This is a genomic window from Pseudomonas sp. NMS19W (assembly GCF_051554255.1).
GTDB lineage: Bacteria > Pseudomonadota > Gammaproteobacteria > Pseudomonadales > Pseudomonadaceae > Aquipseudomonas > Aquipseudomonas kribbensis.
In genome coordinates this window covers 4,398,796-4,423,274 of the sequence record NZ_CP136718.1, presented here as the reverse complement: position 1 = coordinate 4,423,274, position 24,479 = coordinate 4,398,796, and the positions used below count along the sequence as shown (strand labels likewise).

Sequence of the window (24,479 nt, the reverse complement as noted above, 5' to 3'; positions counted from 1 at the left end):
AGGGCCTCTTTTTTTGTCGGTCAAAACGTCATATGCGGCCGAGCAACAGCAGCACCAACAGTACAACCAGCACTACGCCAATAATGCCCGAAGGACCGTAACCCCAACTTCTGGAGTGCGGGAAGACCGGCAGACCACCGATCAGCAACAGGATCAGGATAATGATAAGAATTGTGCCCATGTCGATTTCCTTGTTGATAGTGTCTGAGGAGTCTCGTTGTTCAAGGGCGGCTGGAAGTTGAACTAAATCCAGACGGCTTACAAATTCCGACTGGTGCGCATGAAAGAAAATTCAATGTTTTTTCAGTGTATTTGGCTAACGATCTTATTTCGTTTGATGCCACGGTTTGCTCCTGCCATTCAGCAATCTGATGGAGCGTGGGTCGCTCCGGATCCTTCGCTACACTCCGCGCATCTTCCCCGGAACAACAAGGCTGTCTGTTATGCAAAATCGCATGATGATCACTGGCGCGGGCTCCGGCCTGGGTCGCGAAATCGCGCTGCGCTGGGCGCGTGAAGGCTGGCAACTGGCCTTGTCGGACGTCAGTGAGCCGGGCTTGCAGGAAACTCTCAAACTGGTTCGCGAGGCCGGCGGCGATGGCTTCATCCAGCGATGCGACGTGCGCGATTACAGCCAGCTCACCGCATTCGCCCAGGCCTGTGAAGTGAAGTTCGGCGGCATCGACATCATCGTCAACAATGCCGGTGTGGCCTCGGGCGGATTCTTCAGCGAGCTGTCGCTGGAAGACTGGGACTGGCAGATCGCGATCAACCTGATGGGCGTGGTCAAGGGCTGCAAGGCGTTTCTGCCGCTGCTGGAACAGAGCAAGGGCAAGATCATCAACATCGCCTCGATGGCGGCACTGATGCAAGGCCCGGCGATGAGCAACTACAACGTGGCCAAGGCCGGCGTGGTGGCGCTGTCTGAAAGTCTGCTTATCGAATTGGCCCAGCAGGAAGTCGGCGTCCATGTGGTTTGCCCGTCGTTCTTCCAGACCAATCTGCTGGACTCGTTCCGTGGCCCGACGCCGGCCATGAAAGCTCAGGTCGGCAAGTTGCTGGAAAGTTCACCGATCACCGCCGCCGATATTGCCGACTACATCTACCAGCAGGTCGCTGCCGGCGAGTTCATGATTCTGCCCCACGAACAGGGCCGCATGGCCTGGGCGATCAAGCAGAAGAACCCGCAGCTGCTGTACAGCGAAATGACCGCGATGGCCGAAAAGATGCGCGCCAAGGCCAAACAGAACAACGGCTGAACTTGCACCGTCAGAGCCCCGTCGTTAGGGTGACCGCCACAGTCACCCTGACGAGTCATCTGCATGCTCAACTACTTGTGGTTTTTCCTCGCCGCGCTGTTCGAAATCGCCGGTTGTTTCGCTTTCTGGATGTGGTTGCGCCAGGGCAAAAGTGCCTTGTGGGTGATCCCGGCGCTGCTCAGCCTGACCCTGTTTGCGCTGCTGTTGACGCGTGTTGAAGCGACCTACGCCGGTCGCGCCTATGCCGCTTACGGCGGCATCTACATCATTGCCTCGATTGGCTGGCTGGCCGTGGTCGAGCGCATCCGTCCGCTGGGTTCGGACTGGATCGGAGTCGCCTTGTGCGTGATCGGGGCCAGCGTGATCCTGTTCGGGCCACGGTTTTCGGCGACTTGAAACACCGGTTTGACGGAAACGTCTGAAGGCTGATGCGCCATGGCGTGTAGGGTTTGACTGATTTGCCCGCAGCGCATTGTAGGGCGTCCGAAAGCCGCGCATCTTCAAGGCTCGAAAACCTTGAAGGACAACCCTCATGCTTGTACTCAGCCGTGTCGTCGGTGAACTGATTTCCATCGGCGACAACATCACTTTGCGTGTTCTGGCGGTCAACGGCTCCAGCGTGCGATTCGGCGTCGAGGCGCCAAAGCAGGTCAATGTGCACCGTGCCGAAGTCTACGAGCGGATCCAGCACAAGCAGGCCAACGGCAAGGGCCGCTGACCGTTTTCAGTCGAACAGGTGCTTGGGCACGTCGTGCTTGAGCATCAACTGGCATTGCTCGCTTTCCGGATCGAAGACGATCAGCGCCTGCCCCTTGATCAAGGCCTGACGAACCCGCAGCACGCGGGTTTCCAGCGGGGTGTCGTCACCGTTGTCGGTGCCGTCGCGGGTGACGAAATCCTCGATCAGGCGGGTCAGGGTGTCGACTTCGAGCGCGTCGTAGGGAATCAGCATGGGCACCTCGGCTAAATCAATGTCGGGATGCTACGGCGAATGATCGCCGAGGGCCAGACTCAACTGTCCGAGCGTTGCCCCACCAGGCTGTCCACCGACGGCACACGGGTGTCGCTTTCCATTTGTGTCTCGTGTTCGATCTGGTGACTGAATCGATCCAGTGAGGCGTTGGCCGGTTGCGCATCGCTGGCGAACACCGGCGGACTCAGGATGTACGCGCCCAGCAGGCGACTGAGTGCGGCCAGACTGTCGATGTGTGTGCGTTCATAGCCGTGGGTCGCATCGCAGCCGAAGGCGAGCAGGGCGGTGCGAATGTCGTGGCCGGCGGTGACGGCCGAATGGGCGTCGCTGAAGTAATAGCGGAACAGGTCGCGACGCACCGGTAACTCGTTTTCGCCAGCCAGCCGCAGCAAATGGCGCGACAGATGATAGTCGTAAGGCCCGCCGGAATCCTGCATCGCCACGCTCACCGCGTGCTCGCTGGAATGTTGGCCGGGCGCGACCGGCGCGATGTCGATCCCGACAAACTCGCTGACATCCCATGGCAAGGCCGCCGCCGCGCCGCTGCCGGTTTCCTCGGTGATGGTGAACAGCGGATGGCAGTCGATCATCAACTCCTGACCACTGTCGACGATGGCTTTCAGCGCTGCCAGCAGCGCTGCGACCCCGGCCTTGTCATCGAGGTGACGGGCGCTGATATGGCCGCTTTCGGTGAACTCCGGCAGCGGATCGAACGCGACCACATCCCCCACGCAGATACCCAGCGAGTCGCAATCGGCGCGGGTCGCGCAGTAGGCATCCAGACGCAGTTCGACGTGATCCCAGCTGATCGGCATTTCGTCCACGGCCGTGTTGAAGGCATGCCCGGACGCCATCAGCGGCAACACGCTGCCACGGATCACGCCGTTGTCGGTGAAAAAGGCTGACGCGGCTGCCCTCGGCGAAACGGCTCGACCAGCAACCGACCGGCGCCAAGGTCAGACGACCGTTGTCCTTCACCGCGCGCACGGCGGCACCGATGGTATCCAGGTGCGCCGATACGGCGCGGTCGGGGCTGTTTTTCTTGCCTTTGAGGGTGGCGCGAATGGTGCCGCGTCGGGTCATTTCGAAGGGGATGCCGAGTTCCTCCAGACGCTCGGCGACGTAACGCACGATGGTGTCGGTGAATCCGGTGGGGCTGGGAATGGCAAGCATCTCCAGCAGGACTTTTTGCAGGTAGTTCAGATCCGGTTCGGGAATTTGGGTGGTCATGGAAACTCCTGTTGCGGAGCGTCACTCCCGCGTGGGATGCGGGCGTGACGCTGAAGGAAGATCAAACGGCTGGCTGACTGTGCGGAAACAACAGATCCACAAATCGCTCGGCCGTCGGCTGCGGCTCATGGTTGGCCAGACCGGCGCGTTCATTGGCTTCGATGAACACGTACTCCGGCTGATCGGCGGCGGGCACCATCAGGTCGAGCCCGACCATCGGAATGTCCAGCGCTCGCGCCGCGCGCACGGCGGCATCGACCAGGGTCGGATGCAGAATCGCCGTGACATCTTCCAGGGTGCCACCGGTGTGCAGGTTCGCCGTGCGCCGCACGAACAGATGCTCGCCGGCCGGCAGGATGCTGCTGTAGTCGTAACCGGCCGCGTGCAGGGTGCGTTGGGTTTCATGGTCCAGCGGGATTTTGCTTTCGCCGCCGGTGGCCGCTTGCCGGCGTCGGCTCTGGGCCTCGATCAGCGCGCCGATGGAGTGATGACCGTCACCGACCACCTCGGCAGGCCGGCGGATCGCAGCTGCGACTACGTCGAAACCGATCACCAGAATCCGCAGGTCGAGGCCTTCGTGGAAGCTTTCGAGCAGCACGCGGCTGTCGAACTGTTTCGCCGAATCGATCGCTTGCTGCACCTCTTCGATGCTTTGCAGGTCAACGGCCACGCCCTGACCTTGCTCGCCATCCAGCGGTTTGACCACCACCCGTTGATGCTCATCGAGAAACGCCAGATTGTCGTCCGCGTTCGCCGCCAGTTGCTGTGACGGCACATTCAACCCGGCGTTTTTCAGCACCTTGTGGGTCAGGCTTTTGTCCTGGCACAGATTCATGCTGATAGCGCTGGTGAGGTCGCTCAGGGATTCGCGGCAACGCACCCGACGCCCGCCGTGGCTGAGGGTGAACAGCCCGGCATCGGCATCGTCCACTTGCACATCGATGCCACGTCGATGGGCTTCCTCGACAATGATCCGCGCGTAGGGATTGAAATCTGCCTCTGGCCCGGGACCGAGAAACAGCGGCTGATTGATGCCGTTCTTGCGCTTGATGGCGAAGGTCGAAAGGTTACGAAAACCGAGCTTGGCGTAGAGGTTTTTCGCCTGACGGTTGTCATGCAGCACCGACAGATCCAGGTAGCTCAGACCGCGACTCATGAAGTGTTCGATCAGATGTCGCACCAGCACTTCACCGACCCCGGGACGCGAACACTGCGGATCCACCGCCAGGCACCACAGGCTGCTGCCGTTTTCCGGGTCGTTGTAAGCCTTCTGATGATTGAGGCCCATGACGCTGCCGATCACCGCGCCGCTGTCTTCGTCCTCGGCCAGCCAATACACCGGCCCGCCCTGATGATGCGGGGTGAGCAGGGTGGCATCGATCGGCAGCATGCCGCGCGCCTGATACAGCTGATTGATCGACTGCCAGTCCTCTTCGCTTTGTGCGCGACGGATGCGGAAGCCGCGAAACACCCGGGTGGCCTGACGGTAATCGCTGAACCACAGGCGCAAGGTGTCGGACGGGTCGAGAAACAGTTGGGCCGGTTCCAGGCCGAGAATCTGCTGCGGCGCGGCCACGTACAGGGCGATATCGCGCTCGCCCGGTTGCTCGTTGAGCAACTCCCGGGCAAGGCTGGCCGGGTCGGGAAAGGTGTGACCGATCAGCAACCGGCCCCAACCGCAATGCACGGCAATCGGCTCGGCACTCGGTTGATTGCCATCCTCGGCCAGACGCGCCTGCAAACGTTCATAGGACGGTGTCTGACCGCGCAGCAGCCGTTGGCTGTAAGCCGTGGCGTGAGGTTTCATCGATCAGATTCCTTGTTCGCTGAGCCACAGGTTCAACGCCGCCAGTTGCCACAGCTTGGAGCCGCGCAGCGGGGTCAACTGGCCTTGTGGATCGGTCAGCAATTTGTCGAGCATGGCGGGGTTGAACAGGCCGCGATCCTGACTCGGATCGAGCAGCAGTTCGCGCACCCAGTTCAGGGTGTCGCCTTGCAGGTGCTTGAGGCCGGGCACCGGGAAGTAGCCTTTCTTGCGGTCGATCACCTCGCTTGGAATGACCAGCCGTGCGGCTTCCTTCAAGACCTGCTTGCCGCCATCGGGCAGTTTGAATTTGCCCGGAACACGGGCCGACAATTCCACCAGGCGATAGTCGAGAAACGGCGTGCGCGCCTCCAGCCCCCAGGCCATGGTCATGTTGTCGACGCGTTTGACCGGGTCGTCCACCAGCATCACTGTGCTGTCCAGGCGCAGGGCCTTGTCGACTGCCGCATCGGCGCCGGGCTGTGCGAAATGTTCCTTCACGAAGTCGCCGGCGGCGTCATTCGCTGTCAGCCATTTCGGCTGCACCGTGGCGGCATAATCGTCGTAGCTGCGGTCGAAAAACGCCTCGCGATAGGCCGCATACGGATCGGCCGCGCCATCGACTTGCGGATACCAGTGATAACCGGCGAACAGTTCATCGGCACCCTGGCCGCTTTGCACCACCTTGCAGTGCTTGGCCACTTCGCGGGACAGCAGATAAAAGGCAATACAGTCGTGGCTGACCATCGGCTCGCTCATGGCGCGGAATGCGGCGGGCAGTTGCTCAATGATCTCTTTTTCGTCAATGCGCAGTTGATGGTGCTGGGTGCCGTAGTGTTTGGCGATCAGGTCGGAGTACTGGAACTCGTCTCCGCGCTCGCCGCCGGCATCCTGGAAACCGATGGAAAAGGTCGACAGGTTCTCCACGCCGACTTCACGCAGCAGGCCGACGAGCATGCTCGAATCGACACCGCCGGAAAGCAGCACGCCGACATCCACCGCCGCCCGTTGGCGGATCGCCACGGCTTCGCGGGTGCTGTCGAGCACGCGGTCGCGCCAGTCTTCCAGGGTCAGATTCTTCTCGTCGTCGTGTGGGCCGTAGGGCAGGGTCCACCAGGTTTTCTGCTCGGTAGCGCCGTCCGCTTCAATGCGCATCCAGCTCGCTGGCGGCAGCTTTTCGATGCCGGCCAGCAAAGTGCGCGGTGCCGGCACCACGGCGTGGAAATTCAGGTAATGGTTGAGCGCCACCGGATCGAGGATCGGGTTGATGTCGCCGCCCTTGAGCAATGCCGGCAGAGCCGAGGCAAAACGCAGGCGCTGGCCGGTACGCGACAGGTAGAGCGGCTTGACGCCGAGACGGTCGCGGGCAATGAACAGACGTTGGGCATCGCGCTCCCAGATGGCGAAGGCAAACATGCCGTTGAGTTTCGGCAGCAGCGCTTCGCCCCAGGCGTGATAGCCCTTGAGCAGCACTTCGGTGTCGCCGCCCGAGTAGAAGGCATAACCGAGCGCCTCGAGTTCGGCGCGCAGTTCCGGGAAGTTGTAGATCGCACCATTGAAGGCCAGGGACAGGCCCAGTTGACTGTCGATCATCGGCTGCGCCGAACCGTCCGACAGGTCCATGATTTTCAGGCGTCGATGGCCCAGGGCAATCGGCCCCTGGGCATGGAAACCCCACGCATCAGGGCCGCGAGGCGCCAGGTGATGGGTGATTCGCTCGATGGCTGCAAGGTCTGCAGGTTGTTGATCAAAACGTAACTCGCCAGCTAATCCGCACATAAAGTCCTTACCGGTTTTTCCGTTGGGGAGGGTGTCGCTGAACCGCGCCGAAATGGCCGGTACCCAGAAACTGACCCGGTGTGGATGTGGGAGTTTTAGAACGATCGGTTATAAGCGTGTCGGTCTGACCGGTGGGCCATTAGCATCCTGCAGGACGCCAGAGGTAGTAGATAAGTATTCAAAACATACGGATTGCTGCTGGTTTGCTGGATTGAACGGGCAGTTTTCCTTGTTTTTTATTCATCGCCGGGATCGATAAGGTGAAGGGACTCAACAGCAATAAAGGAATATTGCCCATGCCCACGACACCGGATTCGTCCATATCGCCCCCCTCACAGATGAACAGAAACTGAGCTTTCTGCTGGAGGCCACAGGCGATCTGGACACCGCCCAGACCTTGCTGAAAACCCTGCCCCCCGCACTGCTCAACGCCAGCGCCGACACGTTGGCTGCACTGGACAAGATCTCGCGCGACCTGCATACGAAGCAGGCGCAAGTCGAAACAGACATGAGCCGGTTGCAGTCGTTGAAGGACTTTTGCATCGCACGACTGACCAGTGCCCTGACTGCCCGATGGTCGGTGGCGTTCGATGTCGAGAAGGACTTTCTCGAGCTGCCCGGAAGTTATTGCGGCTGCAAGCCGGTAACCCCGCCTGGCGGAGGAGCGGCGGTCGTTCCTCCTGCTACCCCGACGCTGCTGGAAGCGGCGATGCAGAACTTCACCGATGACGAGACACAAGCCGATTATTTCCCGGAAGGCAGCCTGCTGCGGATCGCCAGCAGGCCCGGCGGTGTCCCGGGGCTGACGCCCGCAGCGTTTGCCGGGCTCTGTCGGGAGCTGGACCTCGGCCAGCAATACCAACTGCATTTCCAGGAGGTTTTCGGAGTCAGGGAGGTCAATGGTCAGCGGGTCGCCACCGGCGCCATGGTGCGCAATATCACGTTGATGAAAAAACAGATGCTGCAGCTGGATCTGCATCTGGCGCTGCTCAAAGAGCACGTCTCCCCGGAAGGCTTTCAGACCGTTCAACGCTTGATCGATGCAGCTGGCGTCGCCACCGCCCAGAACCTTCAATACCAGGGCAGACCGTTGATCATGCAGGGCATTGAATTGCTCGACAGCTGCATCTGGGGCGTCGTGGTGTTTTCAGAGCGATCGGTCGAGCAGGATCCGGATCAGTGGTGCCTGGTGTACATGCCCGGAGAGCCGGATCAGCCGCTGTTCGAATACACAAGCTTCACGGCGTTCATCGCCTATCTGGAATTCAACCTGGGGCTGGGAAGTTACAGGAGCTATTTCTCACACTGCATCGGCGAGGTCGACAAGGTCGATTTTTTCCAGACGGTTGCCGATACCGGTAGCCTGGGGCAGGTCAAACAGCTGGAGATGACCGATCCGCTGTTCGATTTCATGCTCAAGAGCCATGTCGGCAAGTTGCAGCTCGATGCGCGCGCGCTGGCGGTGCCGACTGCCGATGTCGATGAAGAGGAGCGCAAGCAGCGCTTGCTCCATTACCTGGAGCTTGGCTTGACGGTCGCCAATGTCGCCGGTTTTGTCGTACCGGTGCTGGGGCAACTGATGATGGGCGTCGCCATCGGCCAGATGCTTGCAGAGGTGTACGAGGGGATCGAGGACTGGAGTCGTGGGGACCGTCAGGAGGCGTTCTCGCATTTGCTCAGCGTTGCCGAAAACATTGCGCTGATGGTCGCCGTGGGTGCCGGGATCAAGGGGGTGAAATCCCTGGTGATCAAGACGGCTCAGAAGCATCCGGACTTTTTCCGGCCATTCACTTCCATTCTGGGGCGCAATGCCCAGCCCCGGTTGTGGAGGCCGCAACTGAGTGCCTACGAGCAGCCTCTGCCGGCAGAGGCCGCTCCCGAACCGGATACAACAGGCTTGTACCGGGTCGCCGGGAAGACCTTTGTCCGTGTTGACGATCGAACCTATGCCGTAGCACTGGACCCGGTTTCCAGGGCCTGGCGCATCCAGCATCCGCTTCGCCCGCAGGCTTATGCCCCGATACTCAGGCGCAACCAGGATGGTGGCTGGCGTCACGCCTCTGAACCCAGCGAGCACTGGTCCGGGGCCTATACCCTCAAGCGTATCGATCCGCAGCTGGCGCGTTTTGAAGACAGTCGCCTGGAGATGATCCGGCGGCTCAGCGACACTCGATTCGATGAGTTGCATCGTCTGAGCGATGACGGCCTGCCGCTTGCACCGCGTATGCGCGACATGATCGAACGGTTCGGGCTTGAGCGCAGGGTGCGTGAGTTCGTTACGGCCATGGAGCGTGGCGAAGCGAACGATCCGCGCCATGTACAGGAACAGTTGCAGGCCTTGCCCAGGCTTGCGAACTGGCCACAGGACCGCTACATCAAGGTTGTCGACGAGAACGGAAAGATCACCGCAACCTTTCCTCACGGTTCGATTGACGATGACACCGTGAGTGTCATTGTGAGCGACGCCCAGCTGGACAAGGGTGAGCTGTTGCAGACCGTCATTGACGGCTTGAGTCCCGCTGAAGTGGAGGCACTGGTGGGCAGGAACGTGGCGCCGGCCGATGCCGGCGGGGAACTGGCAAAGGTGATCGGCGCCGCGGTCAAGGCCGATCGCAGGCCGACCTTCGAACACCTCTACCGACGGCTCGACAGAGAGGTCGCCGGCGAATTGCTGAAAGTGCACAGCGCTCATCCCGGGCTTCCGGTGCGGTCGGCGCGCGAGTTGCTCAGGCGCACACCGACAGTTGAGCGGGTGCACCTGCGCAACACCGGACGGATGCCCATGGCCTTTGCACAGAGGGCTCGGCAGGCAGCAAGTGACGTGCGTGTGGATCAGGCGTTGACGGGGTTTTACCTTGCCGATATCGCCAGCGCCGATACCGAGAAACTGGCGATCCGCTTGCTGCCGCAGCTCAGCGGATGGGACCCGGAATTCTATCTGGAAGTACGGGCGAAGAAGCTGGATGGCGACCTGCTCGAAACCCTGGGCGAGAAACCGCTCGTGACGTCGAGTTCATGCACCCTGGTCAGACTCGACAAGGGTTACGAAGTGTTTGGTAGCGACAGGAAATCGCTCGGCCATGTGGTGTCCGGACCGGAAAGCCTTTACCACGCGGTCCTCAAAGGGCTTTCGTTGCGCCAGCGCAAAGCCATCGGATTTGCGGAACCCAGGCCGGACGACGGTTATCGTCTGCGACTTAAACTTCTGGACTGCGCGCTGGACGAGCGTGAGGGTTGCGCCCGGGTCCTGGCGGGTAAACAGCTGCATCCGGAGGTCTCCGAGCCTGCGTGCATGCTCGCCGACTCACCCGTTGAACCGGTCACGCATCCGCGTCGTTTGTTGCGCAAAGTAAAAAGGCTCTATCCGCTGTTTTCCGACGCACAGGCCAGTGAGTTTCTTGATCGGTTGGGCAGTGATCACCTGACCCGCGCCATTCGCGTCCGGAAGTTGCAGGAGGATCTGGAAAGGCTGCGCGAAGTGCTGGATACCTGGAGTGAGGATGAAGCAGCGATAAAGGCCATGGGAGGCGTACTGACCGAAGCACGTGATTGCCGGCAGATCGTGGCATACGAGATCGAGGACTGCTTCCGGCGTCTGATATTCGCTCCCGGAGAGTCTGGACACCCGGTTTACAGGCTGGTTCTCGATGGTATGCGCTGCGGCAAACTGCCGGTGCTGCCGGTGGGACTGTCGTTCGATCATGTAAAGCGCCTGTCCATGCAAAACATGCACCTGGACAATGATGTCGCCTATTTCCTCAAGGCTTTCAGGAACGTCGAGTTTCTGGACCTGGACCGCAACAGACTGACCCTGTTGCCCGAGGTGATTTCGAACATGCCCCACCTCAGGCAATTGAGCCTGGCAGGCAACCGGATCCAGTTGACCGAATACTCCCTGAAAAAACTCTCCCTGATGCGCAATCTGCGGAGCCTCAATCTGAGCGACAACCCGCTGGGGGCGACGCTGGACGTCAGCCACATGTTCGAACTGGTTGATCTGTCCGTGCGCAATACACGCACCACCGAGCTGCCCAAGGGACTGGAGCGCCTGCCGAGTCTGGATCGGGTCGATCTGCGTGACAATGACATCCGCGATTTGCCCGAGTGGCTCTTTGAAACACCGAGAGGCTTCAGCGAAACGATCAATCTGCGCAACAACCCGATTTCAGACCCCAGCAGTACCCGGCTGGAAGACTATCGCAGGAAAGTCGGGATCGGTATGGGTTATCTGGAAAACGATATTGCGCGACTCGACGAGTATCAGGCACGTTCGATATGGCTGACCGAAACGGGGGCACGGTGGGTTCTGCGCGTTTGCAGATGTGGACCGCAATCAACGACGATCCGATGTCCGAAGGGCTGTTTCACTTGTTGGCGGAGCTGGGCAACACCGCCGAATCCGAGTATGTGCGCGAAGAGATGTCCCGCCGGGTCTGGGCCGTTCTGGAAGCCACGCAGGCCGATGCCGAGCTGCGCGAGCAGATTTTCGATCTGGCGGCCAACCCGATCAACTGCACCGATAACGCCGCGATCAACTTCAGTCATCTGGAGGTCGCGGTACACGTCAACCGCGTGACTCGCATCGGCGACGGCCGCCAGCCTTCGGCGACGTCGCTGATCAGGCTGGCGAGGGGGTTGTTCCGGCTAGAGCAGGTTGACCTGATTGCGGCCGAACATGCAGTCACTCAGGAGTCACTCGATCCACTGGAGGTGACCCTGGCCTATCGCACGGGGCTGTCCCGGGCGCTCGATCTGCCGGGCCAACCTTCGCATATGCGTTATGCGGCGCTCGCCGATGTGACAGGGGACGAACTTGTTGCGGCCATTAATAGGGTCCAAAGCGCGGAGCTTTCACCGGAATGGGTGAAGTTTCTGGTAGGCCAACCCTTCTGGAGCAACTACGTGAAAAACAGTTTTGCGCAGCAGTTCGAAGAAGCCCGTGAACCTCACCATGAGGAAATCCAGACGTTGTTCGACAGGGCGGAAGAGCTCAGTTCCGCCGATTATCTGAGCGAAATGAACCGGTGCGCCACGGAGCTGGAGCAATCGGAGCAGGCCCTGCTCGAACGGTTGACCGGGCAGGTGGTGCAACTGATCGAACCGGGATCCTGCGTCCTGCCCGAGACTTGATCCCGGGCTGGCTTTTCCCGTCATTTGCCCCGAATCAGCCGGCGCAGGGCAAACCGATTGGGATGGCAGGCTTCGGCCACGCTGCGGGGCAGGGGCAGCGGTTCGTTGTCCAGCCAGGCTGCCAGCAACTCGCCCGACAATGGCGCGGTGATCAACCCGCGTGAACCGTGGCCGCTGTTGACGTACAGGCCGTCCAGCCACGGGCAGGCGATGTCCGGCACTTGCCGGGCATCCTTGCCCAGGACTGCGTAGGTTTGATCAAAGGCTTCGCGGTCGGCGAGCGGGCCGACGATCGGCAGGTAGTCGGGACTGGTGCAGCGGAAGGCGGCGCGTCCTTCAAGGTGTTCGGGATCCTGATCCTTGATATGCAGGCGCAAGACCAGGTCGTCGGAGATTTCTTCGAGCATCGCCAGATTGCCCAGGTGCTCGGCGGTGGTCGGGGTCAGGTCGTCGTTGTTGAAGTCGAAGCTGGCACCCAGGGTGTGTTCACCCAGCCGTGCCGGAGCGACATAGCCTTCGGCACAGACCACCGTTGCCAGTGCCTGGCTGTCTTCGGTCTGTGCCAAACGGGTGATCTGCCCACGAATACGCTTGAGCGGCAGGTCGGCGCTCTGTGCAAACCGTTTGATCTCGGCGGCGCCGGCCAGCACCACGACGGGCGCCGTCGCGATCATTCGGTCACCGTCGAAAGCTTGCCAGTGGCCGTCAACCTTGCGCAGCTCGACGGCGTCCTGATGAGTCAGCAGCGTGACGCCCGGCTGTGCCGATTGCGCCTGACACAACGCAGGCGGATGCACCCAGCCGCCCTCGGGATAATACAAACCGCCGTGGGCCAGACCGATCCCGGCACGGGCCTGCGCCTCGGGTTGATCGAGCCACTGCAGAAGATCTTCGGGAAACGCCGCCGCCAGTTGCGCCTGACGCTCGCGTTCCTTTTCATTGAACGCCAGTTGCAGCACGCCGCAGTCATCCCAGTCGGTGCCGCGCTGCAGGGTTTCCAGCAGGCGACGGGTGTAGCCGAAACCGCTGACGATCAACTGCGACAGTGCCGTGCCGTGGGCAGACAGTTTCAGATACAGCACGCCTTGCGGGTTACCCGAGGCTTCCTGCGCCACCGCGGCATGACGCTCCAGCAGATTGACCTGCCAACCCCGCGCCGCGAGGCTGGCGGCCGTGGCGCAACCGGCCAGGCCGGCGCCGATCACCAAGGCACGGCGATCTTCAGTGACACGCGCCGGGCGGGCGAACCACGGTTTGTCGGCGGCGGGGGGCGCAACGTCCTCGGGCCAGCCGAGAAACTCGCCCCGCAGGATTTCCCATTTGTGGCCGATGCCCGGCGTGCGCTTCATCTTGAACCCGGCGGCGTTGAGCAGACGTCGCACCCAACCGGTGCTGGTGAAAGTGCTGATGGTCGAACCGGGCGCCGCCAGCCGCGCCAGTTCGGCGAACAATTCGGCGGTCCACATTTCGGGGTTTTTCGCCGGGGCGAAACCGTCGAGGAACCACGCGTCAATCTGGCCGTCCAGTTGCGGCAACTGCTCCAGCGCATCACCGATCAACAGCGTCAGAGTCACGCGACCGTCATCCAGAACAATACGCTGGAAGCCCTGATGGATTGCCACGTAATGCTTGAGCAGTTGATCGGACAGCGGCTTGAGATCTGGCCACAACGCCAGCGCCCGCTGCAGGTCGGCAGGGCTCAGCGGGTACTTTTCCACGCTGACGAAATGCAGCCGCGCACCGGCTACTGCATGCTGTTCGAACAACTGCCAGGCGCAGAGAAAATTCAGCCCGGTGCCGAAGCCGGTTTCACCGATCACCAGTCGCCCGCCCGCCGGCAGCGCGGCAAAACGCTCGGCCAGTCGATTCTGTTCAAGGAACACGTAGCGGGTTTCATCCAGCCCCGATTGATCGGAAAAATACACATCGTCGAACACTCGCGAACGCGGGCGTCCCTGGTCATCCCAGTCGAGTTGGGCGTGGGGCATTACAGGTTTCATGGCAGGCTCGGCAACGGCAAGGCGGCCATTCTAGCCGATCACGCGGGCGGCGCTTGATCCATGGCAAGCCTTGCTACGGATGACTCAAGGACAATCCGCCCCCGGCGGGAATTTCTGTGCCGCGTCTGTGCCCAATCCGCTAGTCTTGCTGAATCCTGGAAGGAGCCGTCCCTATGTTCGAATCCGCTGAAATCGGTCACGCCATCGACAAAGAAACCTACGACGCCGCCGTACCCGCGCTGCGTGAAGCACTGCTGGAAGTCCAGTTCGAGTTGCAGCAGCAAAAGCGTTTTCCGGTGATCATTTTGATCAACGGCATCGAAGGCGCCGGCAAGGGCGAGACGGTCAAGCTGCTCAACGAATGGATGGATCCGCGCCTGATCGAAGTACGTACCTTCGACCAGCAGACCGACGAAGAACTGGCGCGACCACCGGCCTGGCGTTACTGGCGGATGCTGCCGGCCAAGGGGCGGATGGGGATTTTCTTCGGCAACTGGTACAGCCAGATGCTGCAGGGCCGGGTGCACGGCTTGTTCAAGGACCCGCGACTGGACCAGGCCATCGCCGGTGCCGAACGGCTGGAAAAAATGCTGTGTGATGAAGGCGCGCTGATCTTCAAGTTCTGGTTCCACCTGTCCAAGAAACAGATGAAGGCGCGGCTCAAGGCCCTCGCCGATGACCCGCTGCACAGCTGGCGGATCAGTCCGCTGGACTGGCAGCAATCGGAGACCTACGACAAGTTCGTCAAATACGGCGAGCGGGTGTTGCGTCGCACCAGCCGCGACTACGCACCCTGGCATGTCATCGAAGGGGTGGATGCGCATTACCGCAGCCTGACGGTCGGCAAGATCCTGCTCGAAGGACTGCAAAATGCGCTGAAACGTCCGGACGTGCATTCGAACGCTGTCAGTGCCCAGCCGTTGGGCACATCGGTGGATCAGTTGAACCTGCTCGACAGCCTCAACCTGAACCAGAACCTGGACAAGAAGGATTACGAAGAGCAACTGATCACCGAACAGGCGCGGCTGTCCGGGCTGATGCGCGACAAACGCATGCGCCGTCATGCGCTGGTGGCGGTGTTCGAAGGCAACGATGCGGCGGGCAAGGGCGGGGCGATCCGGCGGGTCGCGGCGGCGCTCGATCCGCGTCAGTACAACATCGTGCCGATTGCCGCGCCGACCGAAGAGGAGCGGGCGCAGCCGTATCTGTGGCGTTTCTGGCGGCACATTCCGGCCCGGGGCAAGTTCACCGTGTTCGACCGCTCGTGGTACGGCCGGGTGCTGGTAGAGCGGATCGAAGGCTTTTGCAGCACGGCCGACTGGATGCGTGCCTACGGTGAAATCAACGACTTCGAAGAGCAACTCGCCGACGCTGGCGTGATCGTGGTCAAGTTCTGGCTGGCCATCGACAAGGACACGCAAATGGAGCGTTTCCAGGCCCGCGAAGAAATCCCTTTCAAGCGTTTCAAAATCACCGAGGACGACTGGCGCAACCGCGACAAGTGGGACGCCTATCGTGCGGCGGTGGGCGATATGGTCGACCGCACCAGCACCGAAATCTCGCCGTGGACACTGGTCGAGGCCAATGACAAGCGCTGGGCCCGGGTCAAGGTGCTGCGCACGATCAATCGCGCGCTGGAAGAAGCCTTCGAGAAATCCGACAAGAAGGAAAAAAAGCACAAGGACTGACCGATGGGCACGCATACGCGAGGTGAATGATTGTCGCGGTCGGTGATTGGGTGGACTTATGCTCGGTCCACTCTAAACCGACTACAACAATGAGGTATGCCATGCGTGAAGTGGTGATCGTCGACAGCGTGCGGACCGGCCTGGCCAAGTCCTTTCGCGGCAAGTTCAACCAGACCCGCCCCGATGACATGGCGGCCCATTGCGTGAACGCGTTGCTGTCGCGCAACGACGTCGACCCGGCCAGCGTCGAGGATTGCATCGTCGGTGCCGGCTCCAACGAAGGCGCCCAGGGCTACAACATCGGCCGTAACGTGGCGGTGCTCTCGCAACTGGGCACCGGCACGGCGGGCATGACCCTCAACCGTTTCTGCTCTTCGGGTTTGCAGGCGATTGCGATTGCTGCCAACCAGATTGCTTCGGGCTGCAGCGACATCATCGTCGCCGGCGGTGTCGAGTCGATCAGCATGACCCTGAAAAGCGTCAACACCGATCACCTGATCAACCCGTTGCTCAAGCAGCAGACGCCGGGCATCTACTACACCATGGGCCAGACCGCCGAAGTGGTGGCGCGCCGTTATGGCGTCAGTCGCGAAGCGCAGGATCGCTACTCGCTGCAAAGTCAGATCCGCACCGCTCAGGCGCAGGCAGCCGGTCTGTTCAATGACGAAATCGTGCCGATGGCGGTGAAATACCGGGTCGAGGACAAGAACAGCGGAGAAGTGCAGATCCTCGACGGCATCGTCGATCGCGATGACTGCAATCGTCCGGATACCACCTATGAAAGCCTTGCTGGACTGAAACCGGTGTTCGCCGAGGACGGTTCGGTGACTGCCGGCAACTCGTCGCAGTTGTCCGACGGCGCCTCGATGACGCTGGTGATGAGCCTGGACAAAGCCCTGCAACTGGGGCTCAAGCCAAAGGCGCTTTTCCGCGGTTTCACCGTCGCCGGTTGCGAGCCGGACGAAATGGGCATCGGCCCGGTGTTCTCGGTGCCGAAGCTGCTCAAGGCCAAAGGTTTGCAGGTCGCGGACATCGACCTGTGGGAATTGAACGAGGCGTTTGCCTCGCAGTGCCTGTACGCCCGTGATCGGCTGGAAATCGACAACGAAAAGTACAACGTCAACGGCGGCTCGATTTCCATCGGTCACCCGTTCGGCATGACCGGTTCGCGGCAGGTCGGGCATCTGGTGCGCGAGTTGCAGCGACGCAATCTGCGCTACGGGATCGTGACCATGTGCGTGGGCGGCGGGATGGGCGCGACCGGGTTGTTTGAAGCGGTGCGCTAAGTCCGGCTGCCGGAATCCAGCAATTGCATCCGCGCGATGTACGCGCGGATTTCCTGCTCGACTTTCTCGGGGCTGTCGAACGGCCCTTCGAGGGTGTTCTCCCGGGTGCTGAAAAACAGTTCGCCATTGACCCGGCACACCCGGTCGCTGCGAAAGTGCGTGGCGGGGGCGGTGTCCTGGGCACGCATTCCGAACATGATCGATCTCCTTGAGCGCTGCGCTGGATGGGATCCAAAGAGCTTATGCCTGAACCACTTGCAGCGCTTCGCCAGCCGATCAACGGCAGCACGTCAATTTAATGCTGCGACCTGCACAGTTTCATTTGCGGCTTGAGCGCAACTGTCCCTGTGTCGCGCTTGCCGCTGAGCCTAGAATGAGCGCTCCTGTCATTGGCTTTCGGGGTTCTCATGCACGTTTCATCGGGTCGCTGGGTGTACGGCATGCTCCTGGCCTTGTTGACCGCGTTCTTGTGGGGAATCCTGCCGATCAAGCTCAAACAGGTGCTGCAGGTGATGGACCCGATCACGGTGACCTGGTTTCGCCTGACGGTGTCTGGCGGCTGCCTGTTCATTTATCTGGCGGCGACCAAACGGTTGCCGAGTCGCAAGGTACTCGGGCCGAAGGGCGGTTGGCTGGTGCTGATGGCGGTGCTCGGTCTGGTGGGCAACTACGTGCTGTACCTGATGGGCCTGAACCTGCTCAGCCCCGGCACTGCGCAACTGGTGGTGCAGATGGGGCCGATCATGTTGCTGATCGCCAGTCTGTTCGTGTTCAAGGAACGCTTCAGCATTGGTCAGGGCATGGGCCTGGCGGTGTTGTTGATCGGCTTTGCGCTGTTTTTCAATCAGCGTCTGGCGGAATTGCTCACGTCTTTATCCGATTACACCGCCGGCGTGTTGCTGGTGCTGCTGGCGTCGACGGTCTGGACCTTTTATGCGCTGGGCCAGAAGCAATTGCTGACGGTGTGGAATTCGCTGCAGGTGATGATGGTGATCTACCTGTTCTGCGCCTTGCTGCTGACGCCGTGGGTTCATCCGCTGGAAGCGCTGGAGTTGAGCCCGTTGCAGGGTTGGCTGCTGCTGGCGTGCTGCATGAACACCCTGATCGCCTATGGCGCGTTTGCCGAGGCGCTGGCGCACTGGGAGGCTTCACGGGTCAGTGCGACGCTGGCGATCACTCCGCTGGTGACCTTCGGTGCCGTTGCGATTGCCGCATGGACCTGGCCGGACTACGTGCATGCCGAGCAGATCAACGGGTTGGGTTATGGCGGGGCGGTGCTGGTGGTGCTGGGATCGGCGCTGGTGGCGTTGGGGCCTTCGCTGATTGCCGGGCTCAAGGCCCGGCGGGCGAAACTGTTGGTCGGATGACCTTCCCGCGTCGGGCACGGGAAGGATCGGGATGACTCAGCCCTTGGCGCCGGCCTCGATCATGTTTTCCGGGCGCACCCAGGCATCGAACTCTTCATCGGTCAGATAGCCCAACTCCAGCGCTGCCTCGCGCAAGGTTTTGCCTTCGCCGTAGGCCTTCTTGGCGATTTCCGCCGATTTGTCGTAGCCGATGTGCGGGTTCAGCGCCGTCACCAGCATCAGACCGCGCTCCAGATGGTTCGCCATGACTTCGGCATCCGGCTCAAGCCCGGCGATGCAGTGCTGCTGGAAGTTGCTGCAGCCATCGGCCAGCAGGCGGATCGATTGCAGCAGGTTGTGGATGATCACCGGTTTGAACACGTTCAACTGCAAGTGACCCTGACTGGCGGCGAAACCGATCGCCACGTCGTTGCCCAGCACCTGACAGGCCAGCATCGACAGCGCCTCGCACTGGGTCGGGTTGACCTTGCCGGGCATGATCGAACTGCCCGGCTCGTTGGCCGGCAATTTCACTTCGGCAAAACCTGCGCGAGGGCCGGAGCCCAGTAGGCGCAGGTCGTTGGCGATTTTCATCAGGGCCACGGCGAGGGTTTTAAGGGCGCCGGACAGCGTGGTCAGTGGCTCATGGCCGGCGAGGGCGGCGAACTTGTTCGGCGCGGTGACAAACGGCAGACCCGAAAGCGCGGCCAGTTCAGCCGCAATCGCTTCGCCGAAACCGTGGGGCGAATTGAGCCCGGTGCCGACGGCGGTGCCGCCCTGAGCCAGCTCGCAGACCGCCGGCAATGCAGCGCGGATCGCCCGTTCGGCGTAATCCAGCTGCGCTATGAAACCGGAGAGTTCCTGGCCGAAGGTGATCGGCGTGGCATCCATCATGTGAGTGCGACCGGTCTTCACCAGTTTCATGTGCCGCGCCGACAGCTCGGCCAGGCCACCGGACAGTTCGGCGATGGCCGGCAGCAGTTGGGTCTGCACCGCTTGCGCGGTGGCGATGCTCATGGCGGTGGGGAAGCAGTCGTTGGAGCTCTGCGAGCGGTTGACGTGATCGTTCGGGTGCACCGGCGTCTTGCCGCCGCGGGGGTTGCCGGCCAGTTCGTTGGCGCGGCCGGCAATCACTTCGTTGGCGTTCATGTTGCTCTGGGTGCCGCTGCCGGTCTGCCAGACCACCAGCGGGAACTGGTCGTCATGCTGGCCGTCGAGCACTTCGTCGGCGGCCTGTTCGATCAGGCGGGCGATGTCGGCGGGCAGGTCGCCGTTGCGGTCGTTGACCCGGGCGGCGGCTTTCTTGATCAGGGCCAGGGCGTGCAGGACCGGCAATGGCATGCGTTCCTGACCGATGGCGAAGTTGATCAGCGAGCGTTGCGTCTGAGCGCCCCAGTAAGCGTCGTCCGGGACTTCGATCTGGCCCAGGCTGTCGGTTTCGATACGGCTCATCGTGCACACTCCTGTTGGTCTGTTTGCGCAGTTTAGGCCGGTGTCGGCCCGGGTGGTTCCCTCCATTCGATTGTTGACCGGCAAATCCCCGCCAATCAAGCGCGGCAAGGCCCGGGGGTTGAGCCGCAGCGTTATTCAGGCGCAGAATGGTCGCCCTTGGGGTTTTACCTCGCCTAGCTGAAAAGGAAACTCGATGACTCGTCTTCGTGCCATCTGCACCGCGGTTGCCCTGGTTTGCGCCAGCGGCCAGGTGTTTGCCGATACCGCCAGCCACAACGCCAGTGCCGAAGCTTTCCTGACCCTGGCGCATGCTGACAAGCTGGGCACTCCGGTGTACATGCAAGTGCAGCAGATGTTCGCCCAGCGTTTTGAACAGACCAAGGCTCCGGAATCCAAGAAAGCCGTACTGGATACCTACCAGGCCAAGGCCAACGCCGCCCTGGACCAGGCCATTGGCTGGAACAAGCTGAAACCGGACATGGTCAAGCTCTACACCAGCACCTTCAGTGAGCAGGAACTCAAAGACCTGGTCGCGTTCTACCAGTCGCCACTGGGCAAGAAAGTCCTGGAAAAAATGCCGCAGCTGACCCAGCAATCGGCCCAGATGACCCAGGCCAAACTGGAACCTGCCGTTCCTGTGGTCAACAAGCTGCTGGACGACATGACCAACGAGCTGGCACCGAAAGGCGCGGCTCCGGCCAAGAAGAAGTAAGCGGAGTTCGTGATGACCATGCAACAACGCATCGAATCGACGCTGGCGCTGCTTCAGCCTGAGCATCTGCAAGTGCTGGACGAAAGCCACATGCACAGTCGCGGGTTGCAGACCCACTTCAAGGCAGTGGTGGTCAGTGCGCAGTTCGAAGGCCTGAACCGGGTCAAGCGCCACCAGAAAGTCTACGGCACGCTCGGCGAGCTGATGGGCGAGTTCCATGCGTTGGCGCTGCACACCTACACCCCGCAGGAATGGGCAGAAGTGGGCGCCGCTCCGGCGTCGCCGACCTGTGCCGGCGGCAGCAAGCATTGAGCCTTGCAGCAATGAACTGAGGTTTTTTGCTAGAATCCGCAACGCGCCGCTCACCCGGCGCGTTTTTTTTCGCATCCGGTTCACCCTTTACGAGGGTAGCCACCTGGAGAAACACCCATGACACAACCGATTGTCGTGGCGGCACTGTACAAGTTCGTCACCCTCGAAGATTACGTCAACCTGCGCGAGCCCCTGCTGCAAGCGATGGTCGACAACGGCATCAAAGGCACCCTGCTGATCGCCGAAGAAGGCATCAACGGCACGGTTTCCGGCAGCCGTGAAGGCATCGATGGCCTGCTGGCCTGGCTGCGCAACGATCCGCGCATGGTCGACATCGATCACAAGGAATCGTACTGCGACGAGCAGCCGTTCTACCGCACCAAGGTCAAGCTCAAGAAAGAGATCGTGACCCTGGGCGTCGAAGGCGTCGACCCGAACAAGAAGGTCGGCACCTACGTCGAGCCGCAGGACTGGAACGCGCTGATCAGCGATCCGGAAGTGCTGCTGATCGACACCCGCAACGATTACGAAGTGTCGATCGGCACCTTCGAAGGCGCCATCGATCCGAAAACCACCAGTTTTCGCGAATTCCCCGACTACATCAAAGAACACTTCGACCCGGCCGTGCACAAGAAGGTCGCGATGTTCTGCACCGGTGGCATCCGCTGCGAAAAGGCCTCGAGCTACATGCTCGGCGAAGGTTTCGAAGAGGTTTACCACCTCAAGGGCGGCATCCTGAAGTACCTCGAAGAGGTGCCGCAGGAAGAGACCAAATGGCAGGGCGACTGCTTCGTTTTCGACAACCGCGTGACCGTGCGCCATGACCTGAGCGAAGGCGACTACGATCAGTGTCACGCCTGCCGTACACCGGTCAGCGTCGAGGACCGCGCCTCCGAGCATTACGTGGCCGGCATCAGCTGCCCGCACTGCTGGAACACCCTGAGCGAGAAGACCCGCCGCAGCGCCATCGACCGCCAGAAACAGATCGAACTGGCAAAAGCGCGCAACATGCCGCACCCGATCGGCTACAACTATAAGCAAGCATCCTCCGAGGCTTAATCATGTCTGCACGCCTGCTTTATGTGATGGATCCGATGTGTTCCTGGTGCTGGGGATTTGCCCCGGTCGCCAAGGCATTGGTGGAGCAGGCGCAGGCAGCCGGGGTGGAGCTGCACCTGGTGGTTGGCGGGTTGCGTACCGGCAGCGGCGCGGCGCTGGAACCGACGACCCGGCGCTATATCTTCGAACACTGGCAGGCAGTCGCCGAAGCCACCGGCCAGCCGTTCAAGTTCGAAGGTGCGTTGCCCGAAGGCTTTGTCTATGACACCGAGCCCGCCTGCCGGGCCATCGTCACGGCGCGTTCTCTGGCACCGGATTGTGCATGGACGTTGCTGGGGCTGATCCAGCACGCGTTCTACGTCGAGGGCCGCGATGTCACCCGCGCCGACGTGCTGGTGGAACTGGCCGAAAAGGCCGGTGTGCCGCGTATTGAATTTGCTGCGTTGTTCGATCGTGCTGATCAGCACGAGGCCACACTGGCCGATTTCAACTGGGTTCAGGATCTGGGCATCGCCGGATTCCCGACCCTGCTCGCCGAACGCAACGGCCAACTGGCGTTGCTGACCAACGGCTACCAGCCGCTCAGTGAACTGTCACCGTTGCTCGGCCGATGGCTGGAGCGCGCCGCCTGTGTCTGACCCGGCCGATGACACGCCAGCCGTCAAGCGTGTCGACCGGCTGAGCTGGGCTGAAGTCCGGCGTCTGGCACTTCATCACAAAAAATCCCTGTGGATCGCCAACGGCGTGGCTGTATTGGCGACGCTGTGCAGCGTGCCGATCCCGTTGCTGTTGCCGTTGCTGGTAGACGAAGTCCTGCTCGGCCATGGCGATGCCGCACTGAAAGTCATGAACCATGTGCTGCCCTCGATGTGGCAGCAAGCGGCGGGCTACATCGGCCTGATGCTGGTGGTGACCCTGACCCTGCGTTGCAGTGCCCTGTGTTTTGGCGTGTTGCAGGCGCGGTTGTTTGCGCGGCTGGCCAAGGACATCGTCTATCGCATTCGCGTGCGGCTGATCGAGCGTCTGAAACGGATCTCCTTGGGCGAATACGAAAGCCTGGGCAGCGGCACGGTCACCACGCACCTGGTCACCGACCTCGACACCCTCGACAAGTTTGTCGGCGAAACCCTCAGCCGTTTCCTGGTGGCGATGCTGACGCTGGTTGGCACCGCCAGCATCCTGATGTGGATGCACTGGAAACTGGCGCTGCTGATTCTGCTGTTCAATCCGCTGGTGATCTACGCCACGGTGCAGTTGGGCAAGCGGGTCAAGCACCTGAAGAAACTGGAGAACGACAGCACCTCGCGGTTTACCCAGGCCTTGAGCGAAACCCTCGACTCGATTCAGGAAGTGCGGGCCGGCAACCGTCAGGGCTACTTTCTCGGACGGCTGGGGCTGCGGGCCCAGGAAGTGCGCAACTATGCGGTCAACTCGCAGTGGAAGACCGATGCCTCGAACCGCGCCAGTGGCCTGCTGTTCCAGTTCGGCATCGACATCTTCCGCGCGGCGGCGATGCTCACGGTGCTGTTCTCCGACCTGTCCATCGGGCAGATGCTCGCGGTGTTCAGCTACCTGTGGTTCATGATCGGCCCGGTCGAGCAGCTGTTGAATCTGCAATACGCTTATTACGCGGCGGGCGGTGCGCTGTCGCGGATCAACGAACTGCTGGCCCGCGCCGACGAGCCGCAATACCCCGGCGGCGTCGATCCGTTCAAGGGCCGCGATACCGTCGGGATCGAGGTGCAAGGCCTGAGCTTCGGTTATGGCGATGAACTGGTGCTGGATCAGATGAACCTGTCCATCGCACCAGGCGAGAAAGTGGCGATTGTCGGTGCCAGCGGCGGCGGCAAAAGTACCCTCGTGCAATTGCTGCTGGGGCTCTACACGCCACTGGCCGGGACGATTCGTTTCGGCGGCTCGACCCAGCAGGAAATCGGTCTGGAAACAGTTCGGGAAAACGTCGCGGTGGTGCTGCAGCATCCGGCGCTGTTCAACGACACCGTGCGCGCCAACCTGACCATGGGCCGTACCCGCAGTGACGAAGCCTGCTGGCAGGCGCTGGAAATCGCCCAGCTCGAACCCGCCATCCGCGCTTTGCCGGACGGCCTGGACAGCATCGTCGGCCGCTCCGGCGTGCGCCTGTCCGGCGGCCAGCGGCAACGGTTGGCGATTGCGCGGATGATCCTCGCCGAGCCGAAAGTGGTGATCCTCGACGAAGCCACCTCGGCTCTCGACGCCGCCACCGAATACAACCTGCACCAGGCCATGGCGCGGTTCCTCCATGGCCGCACCACGCTGATCATTGCCCACCGCTTGTCAGCGGTGAAGCAGGCGGACCGGGTGCTGGTGTTTGACGGTGGGCAGGTTGCCGAGGATGGCGACCATCAGCAACTGATTGCCGATGGTGGGTTGTACGCCAAGCTTTATGGGCATTTGCAGCGGATGTAGG

The 24,479-nt window shown here is 61.4% G+C and carries 20 protein-coding genes and 2 pseudogenes; 13 read left to right on the top strand and 9 right to left on the bottom strand.

The genetic code is table 11. The features are described from left to right. Positions 1-28: 28 nt before the first annotated feature. Complete coding sequence (locus R1A29_RS20120; protein ID WP_169432680.1) at positions 29-187, bottom strand: DUF3309 family protein; 159 nt, start codon at positions 185-187, stop codon at positions 29-31. A gap of 256 nt (positions 188-443) precedes the next feature. On the opposite strand from R1A29_RS20120, the gene R1A29_RS20115 reads away from it, so the two are divergent. The 3 genes from R1A29_RS20115 to csrA all read left to right on the top strand — a co-directional run bounded on the left by R1A29_RS20115 (position 444) and on the right by csrA (position 1,977). After that, a complete protein-coding gene (locus R1A29_RS20115; protein WP_438299367.1) occupies positions 444-1,259 on the top strand; it encodes an SDR family oxidoreductase in 816 nt (271 codons plus the stop codon). Between the two features lie 63 nt (positions 1,260-1,322). After that, on the top strand, positions 1,323-1,655 hold the full coding sequence (locus R1A29_RS20110; protein WP_085710895.1) for a YnfA family protein: 333 nt from the start codon (positions 1,323-1,325) through the stop codon (positions 1,653-1,655). A gap of 136 nt (positions 1,656-1,791) precedes the next feature. Next, positions 1,792-1,977: a carbon storage regulator CsrA gene (gene csrA, locus R1A29_RS20105; protein WP_305835938.1), complete on the top strand. Its 186-nt coding sequence runs from the start codon at positions 1,792-1,794 to the stop codon at positions 1,975-1,977. Between the two features lie 6 nt (positions 1,978-1,983). Here the strand turns inward: csrA and R1A29_RS20100 are convergent, their stop codons facing one another. From R1A29_RS20100 to R1A29_RS20080, 5 genes and pseudogenes are all read right to left on the bottom strand, one after another. Continuing rightward, positions 1,984-2,211, bottom strand: a complete 228-nt coding sequence (locus tag R1A29_RS20100; RefSeq protein ID WP_085710893.1) for a YheU family protein — start codon at positions 2,209-2,211, stop codon at positions 1,984-1,986. A 59-nt stretch (positions 2,212-2,270) separates the two neighbouring features. Then, positions 2,271-3,462: pseudogene (locus tag R1A29_RS20095) on the bottom strand (osmoprotectant NAGGN system M42 family peptidase). Between the two features lie 61 nt (positions 3,463-3,523). Then, a complete protein-coding gene (gene ngg, locus R1A29_RS20090; protein ID WP_438299366.1) occupies positions 3,524-5,269 on the bottom strand; it encodes an N-acetylglutaminylglutamine synthetase in 1,746 nt (581 codons plus the stop codon). A 3-nt stretch (positions 5,270-5,272) separates the two neighbouring features. Then, positions 5,273-7,045, bottom strand: a complete 1,773-nt coding sequence (locus tag R1A29_RS20085) for an N-acetylglutaminylglutamine amidotransferase (protein WP_438299365.1) — start codon at positions 7,043-7,045, stop codon at positions 5,273-5,275. A gap of 178 nt (positions 7,046-7,223) precedes the next feature. Next, complete coding sequence (locus R1A29_RS20080) at positions 7,224-7,367, bottom strand: hypothetical protein (protein ID WP_438299364.1); 144 nt, start codon at positions 7,365-7,367, stop codon at positions 7,224-7,226. A gap of 186 nt (positions 7,368-7,553) precedes the next feature. Between R1A29_RS20080 and R1A29_RS20075 the strand changes: the two are divergent. Together R1A29_RS20075 and R1A29_RS20070 are read left to right on the top strand one after the other, a co-directional pair. Continuing rightward, positions 7,554-8,288 (top strand): annotated as a pseudogene (locus R1A29_RS20075) (dermonecrotic toxin domain-containing protein); the annotation flags it as partial. Between the two features lie 3,032 nt (positions 8,289-11,320). Further along, positions 11,321-12,175: an NEL-type E3 ubiquitin ligase domain-containing protein gene (locus tag R1A29_RS20070; protein WP_438299363.1), complete on the top strand. Its 855-nt coding sequence runs from the start codon at positions 11,321-11,323 to the stop codon at positions 12,173-12,175. A 20-nt stretch (positions 12,176-12,195) separates the two neighbouring features. Here the strand turns inward: R1A29_RS20070 and mnmC are convergent, their stop codons facing one another. Then, positions 12,196-14,175 (bottom strand): bifunctional tRNA (5-methylaminomethyl-2-thiouridine)(34)-methyltransferase MnmD/FAD-dependent 5-carboxymethylaminomethyl-2-thiouridine(34) oxidoreductase MnmC, encoded by a 1,980-nt coding sequence (mnmC, locus tag R1A29_RS20065; RefSeq protein WP_438299362.1) that lies wholly within the window; start codon positions 14,173-14,175, stop codon positions 12,196-12,198. 173 nt (positions 14,176-14,348) lie between these two features. Between mnmC and pap the strand changes: the two genes are divergently transcribed. After that, on the top strand, positions 14,349-15,863 hold the full coding sequence (pap, locus tag R1A29_RS20060; protein ID WP_085710838.1) for a polyphosphate:AMP phosphotransferase: 1,515 nt from the start codon (positions 14,349-14,351) through the stop codon (positions 15,861-15,863). A 101-nt stretch (positions 15,864-15,964) separates the two neighbouring features. Further along, positions 15,965-17,149: a thiolase family protein gene (locus tag R1A29_RS20055; protein WP_438299361.1), complete on the top strand. Its 1,185-nt coding sequence runs from the start codon at positions 15,965-15,967 to the stop codon at positions 17,147-17,149. Here R1A29_RS20055 and R1A29_RS20050 read toward each other — a convergent pair. Then, the gene (locus R1A29_RS20050) at positions 17,146-17,346 is read right to left on the bottom strand and encodes a DUF6316 family protein (protein WP_438299360.1); all 201 of its coding nucleotides are present in this window, start codon (positions 17,344-17,346) and stop codon (positions 17,146-17,148) included. The two genes, R1A29_RS20055 and R1A29_RS20050, sit on opposite strands and share 4 nt — an antisense overlap. Positions 17,347-17,556: 210 nt before the next feature. Between R1A29_RS20050 and R1A29_RS20045 the strand changes: the two genes are divergently transcribed. Beyond that, on the top strand, positions 17,557-18,516 hold the full coding sequence (locus R1A29_RS20045; RefSeq protein ID WP_438299359.1) for a DMT family transporter: 960 nt from the start codon (positions 17,557-17,559) through the stop codon (positions 18,514-18,516). A gap of 36 nt (positions 18,517-18,552) precedes the next feature. Here R1A29_RS20045 and R1A29_RS20040 read toward each other — a convergent pair whose 3' ends face one another. Further along, a complete protein-coding gene (locus R1A29_RS20040) occupies positions 18,553-19,947 on the bottom strand; it encodes a class II fumarate hydratase (protein WP_438299358.1) in 1,395 nt (464 codons plus the stop codon). A gap of 193 nt (positions 19,948-20,140) precedes the next feature. Here R1A29_RS20040 and R1A29_RS20035 point away from each other — a divergent pair, with 193 nt between their 5' ends. The 5 genes from R1A29_RS20035 to R1A29_RS20015 all read left to right on the top strand — a co-directional run bounded on the left by R1A29_RS20035 (position 20,141) and on the right by R1A29_RS20015 (position 24,478). Next, on the top strand, positions 20,141-20,659 hold the full coding sequence (locus R1A29_RS20035) for a DUF2059 domain-containing protein (protein WP_438299357.1): 519 nt from the start codon (positions 20,141-20,143) through the stop codon (positions 20,657-20,659). Between the two features lie 12 nt (positions 20,660-20,671). After that, positions 20,672-20,971, top strand: a complete 300-nt coding sequence (locus tag R1A29_RS20030) for a BolA family protein (protein ID WP_065257175.1) — start codon at positions 20,672-20,674, stop codon at positions 20,969-20,971. A gap of 117 nt (positions 20,972-21,088) precedes the next feature. After that, positions 21,089-22,030, top strand: a complete 942-nt coding sequence (gene trhO / locus R1A29_RS20025) for an oxygen-dependent tRNA uridine(34) hydroxylase TrhO (protein ID WP_114884678.1) — start codon at positions 21,089-21,091, stop codon at positions 22,028-22,030. A gap of 2 nt (positions 22,031-22,032) precedes the next feature. Beyond that, on the top strand, positions 22,033-22,668 hold the full coding sequence (locus tag R1A29_RS20020) for a DsbA family protein (protein WP_085710830.1): 636 nt from the start codon (positions 22,033-22,035) through the stop codon (positions 22,666-22,668). Further along, positions 22,661-24,478 (top strand): ABC transporter ATP-binding protein, encoded by a 1,818-nt coding sequence (locus R1A29_RS20015; RefSeq protein WP_432217406.1) that lies wholly within the window; start codon positions 22,661-22,663, stop codon positions 24,476-24,478. Before R1A29_RS20020 ends, R1A29_RS20015 begins: the two co-directional genes overlap by 8 nt. The last annotated feature ends 1 nt before the right edge of the window (position 24,479 follow it).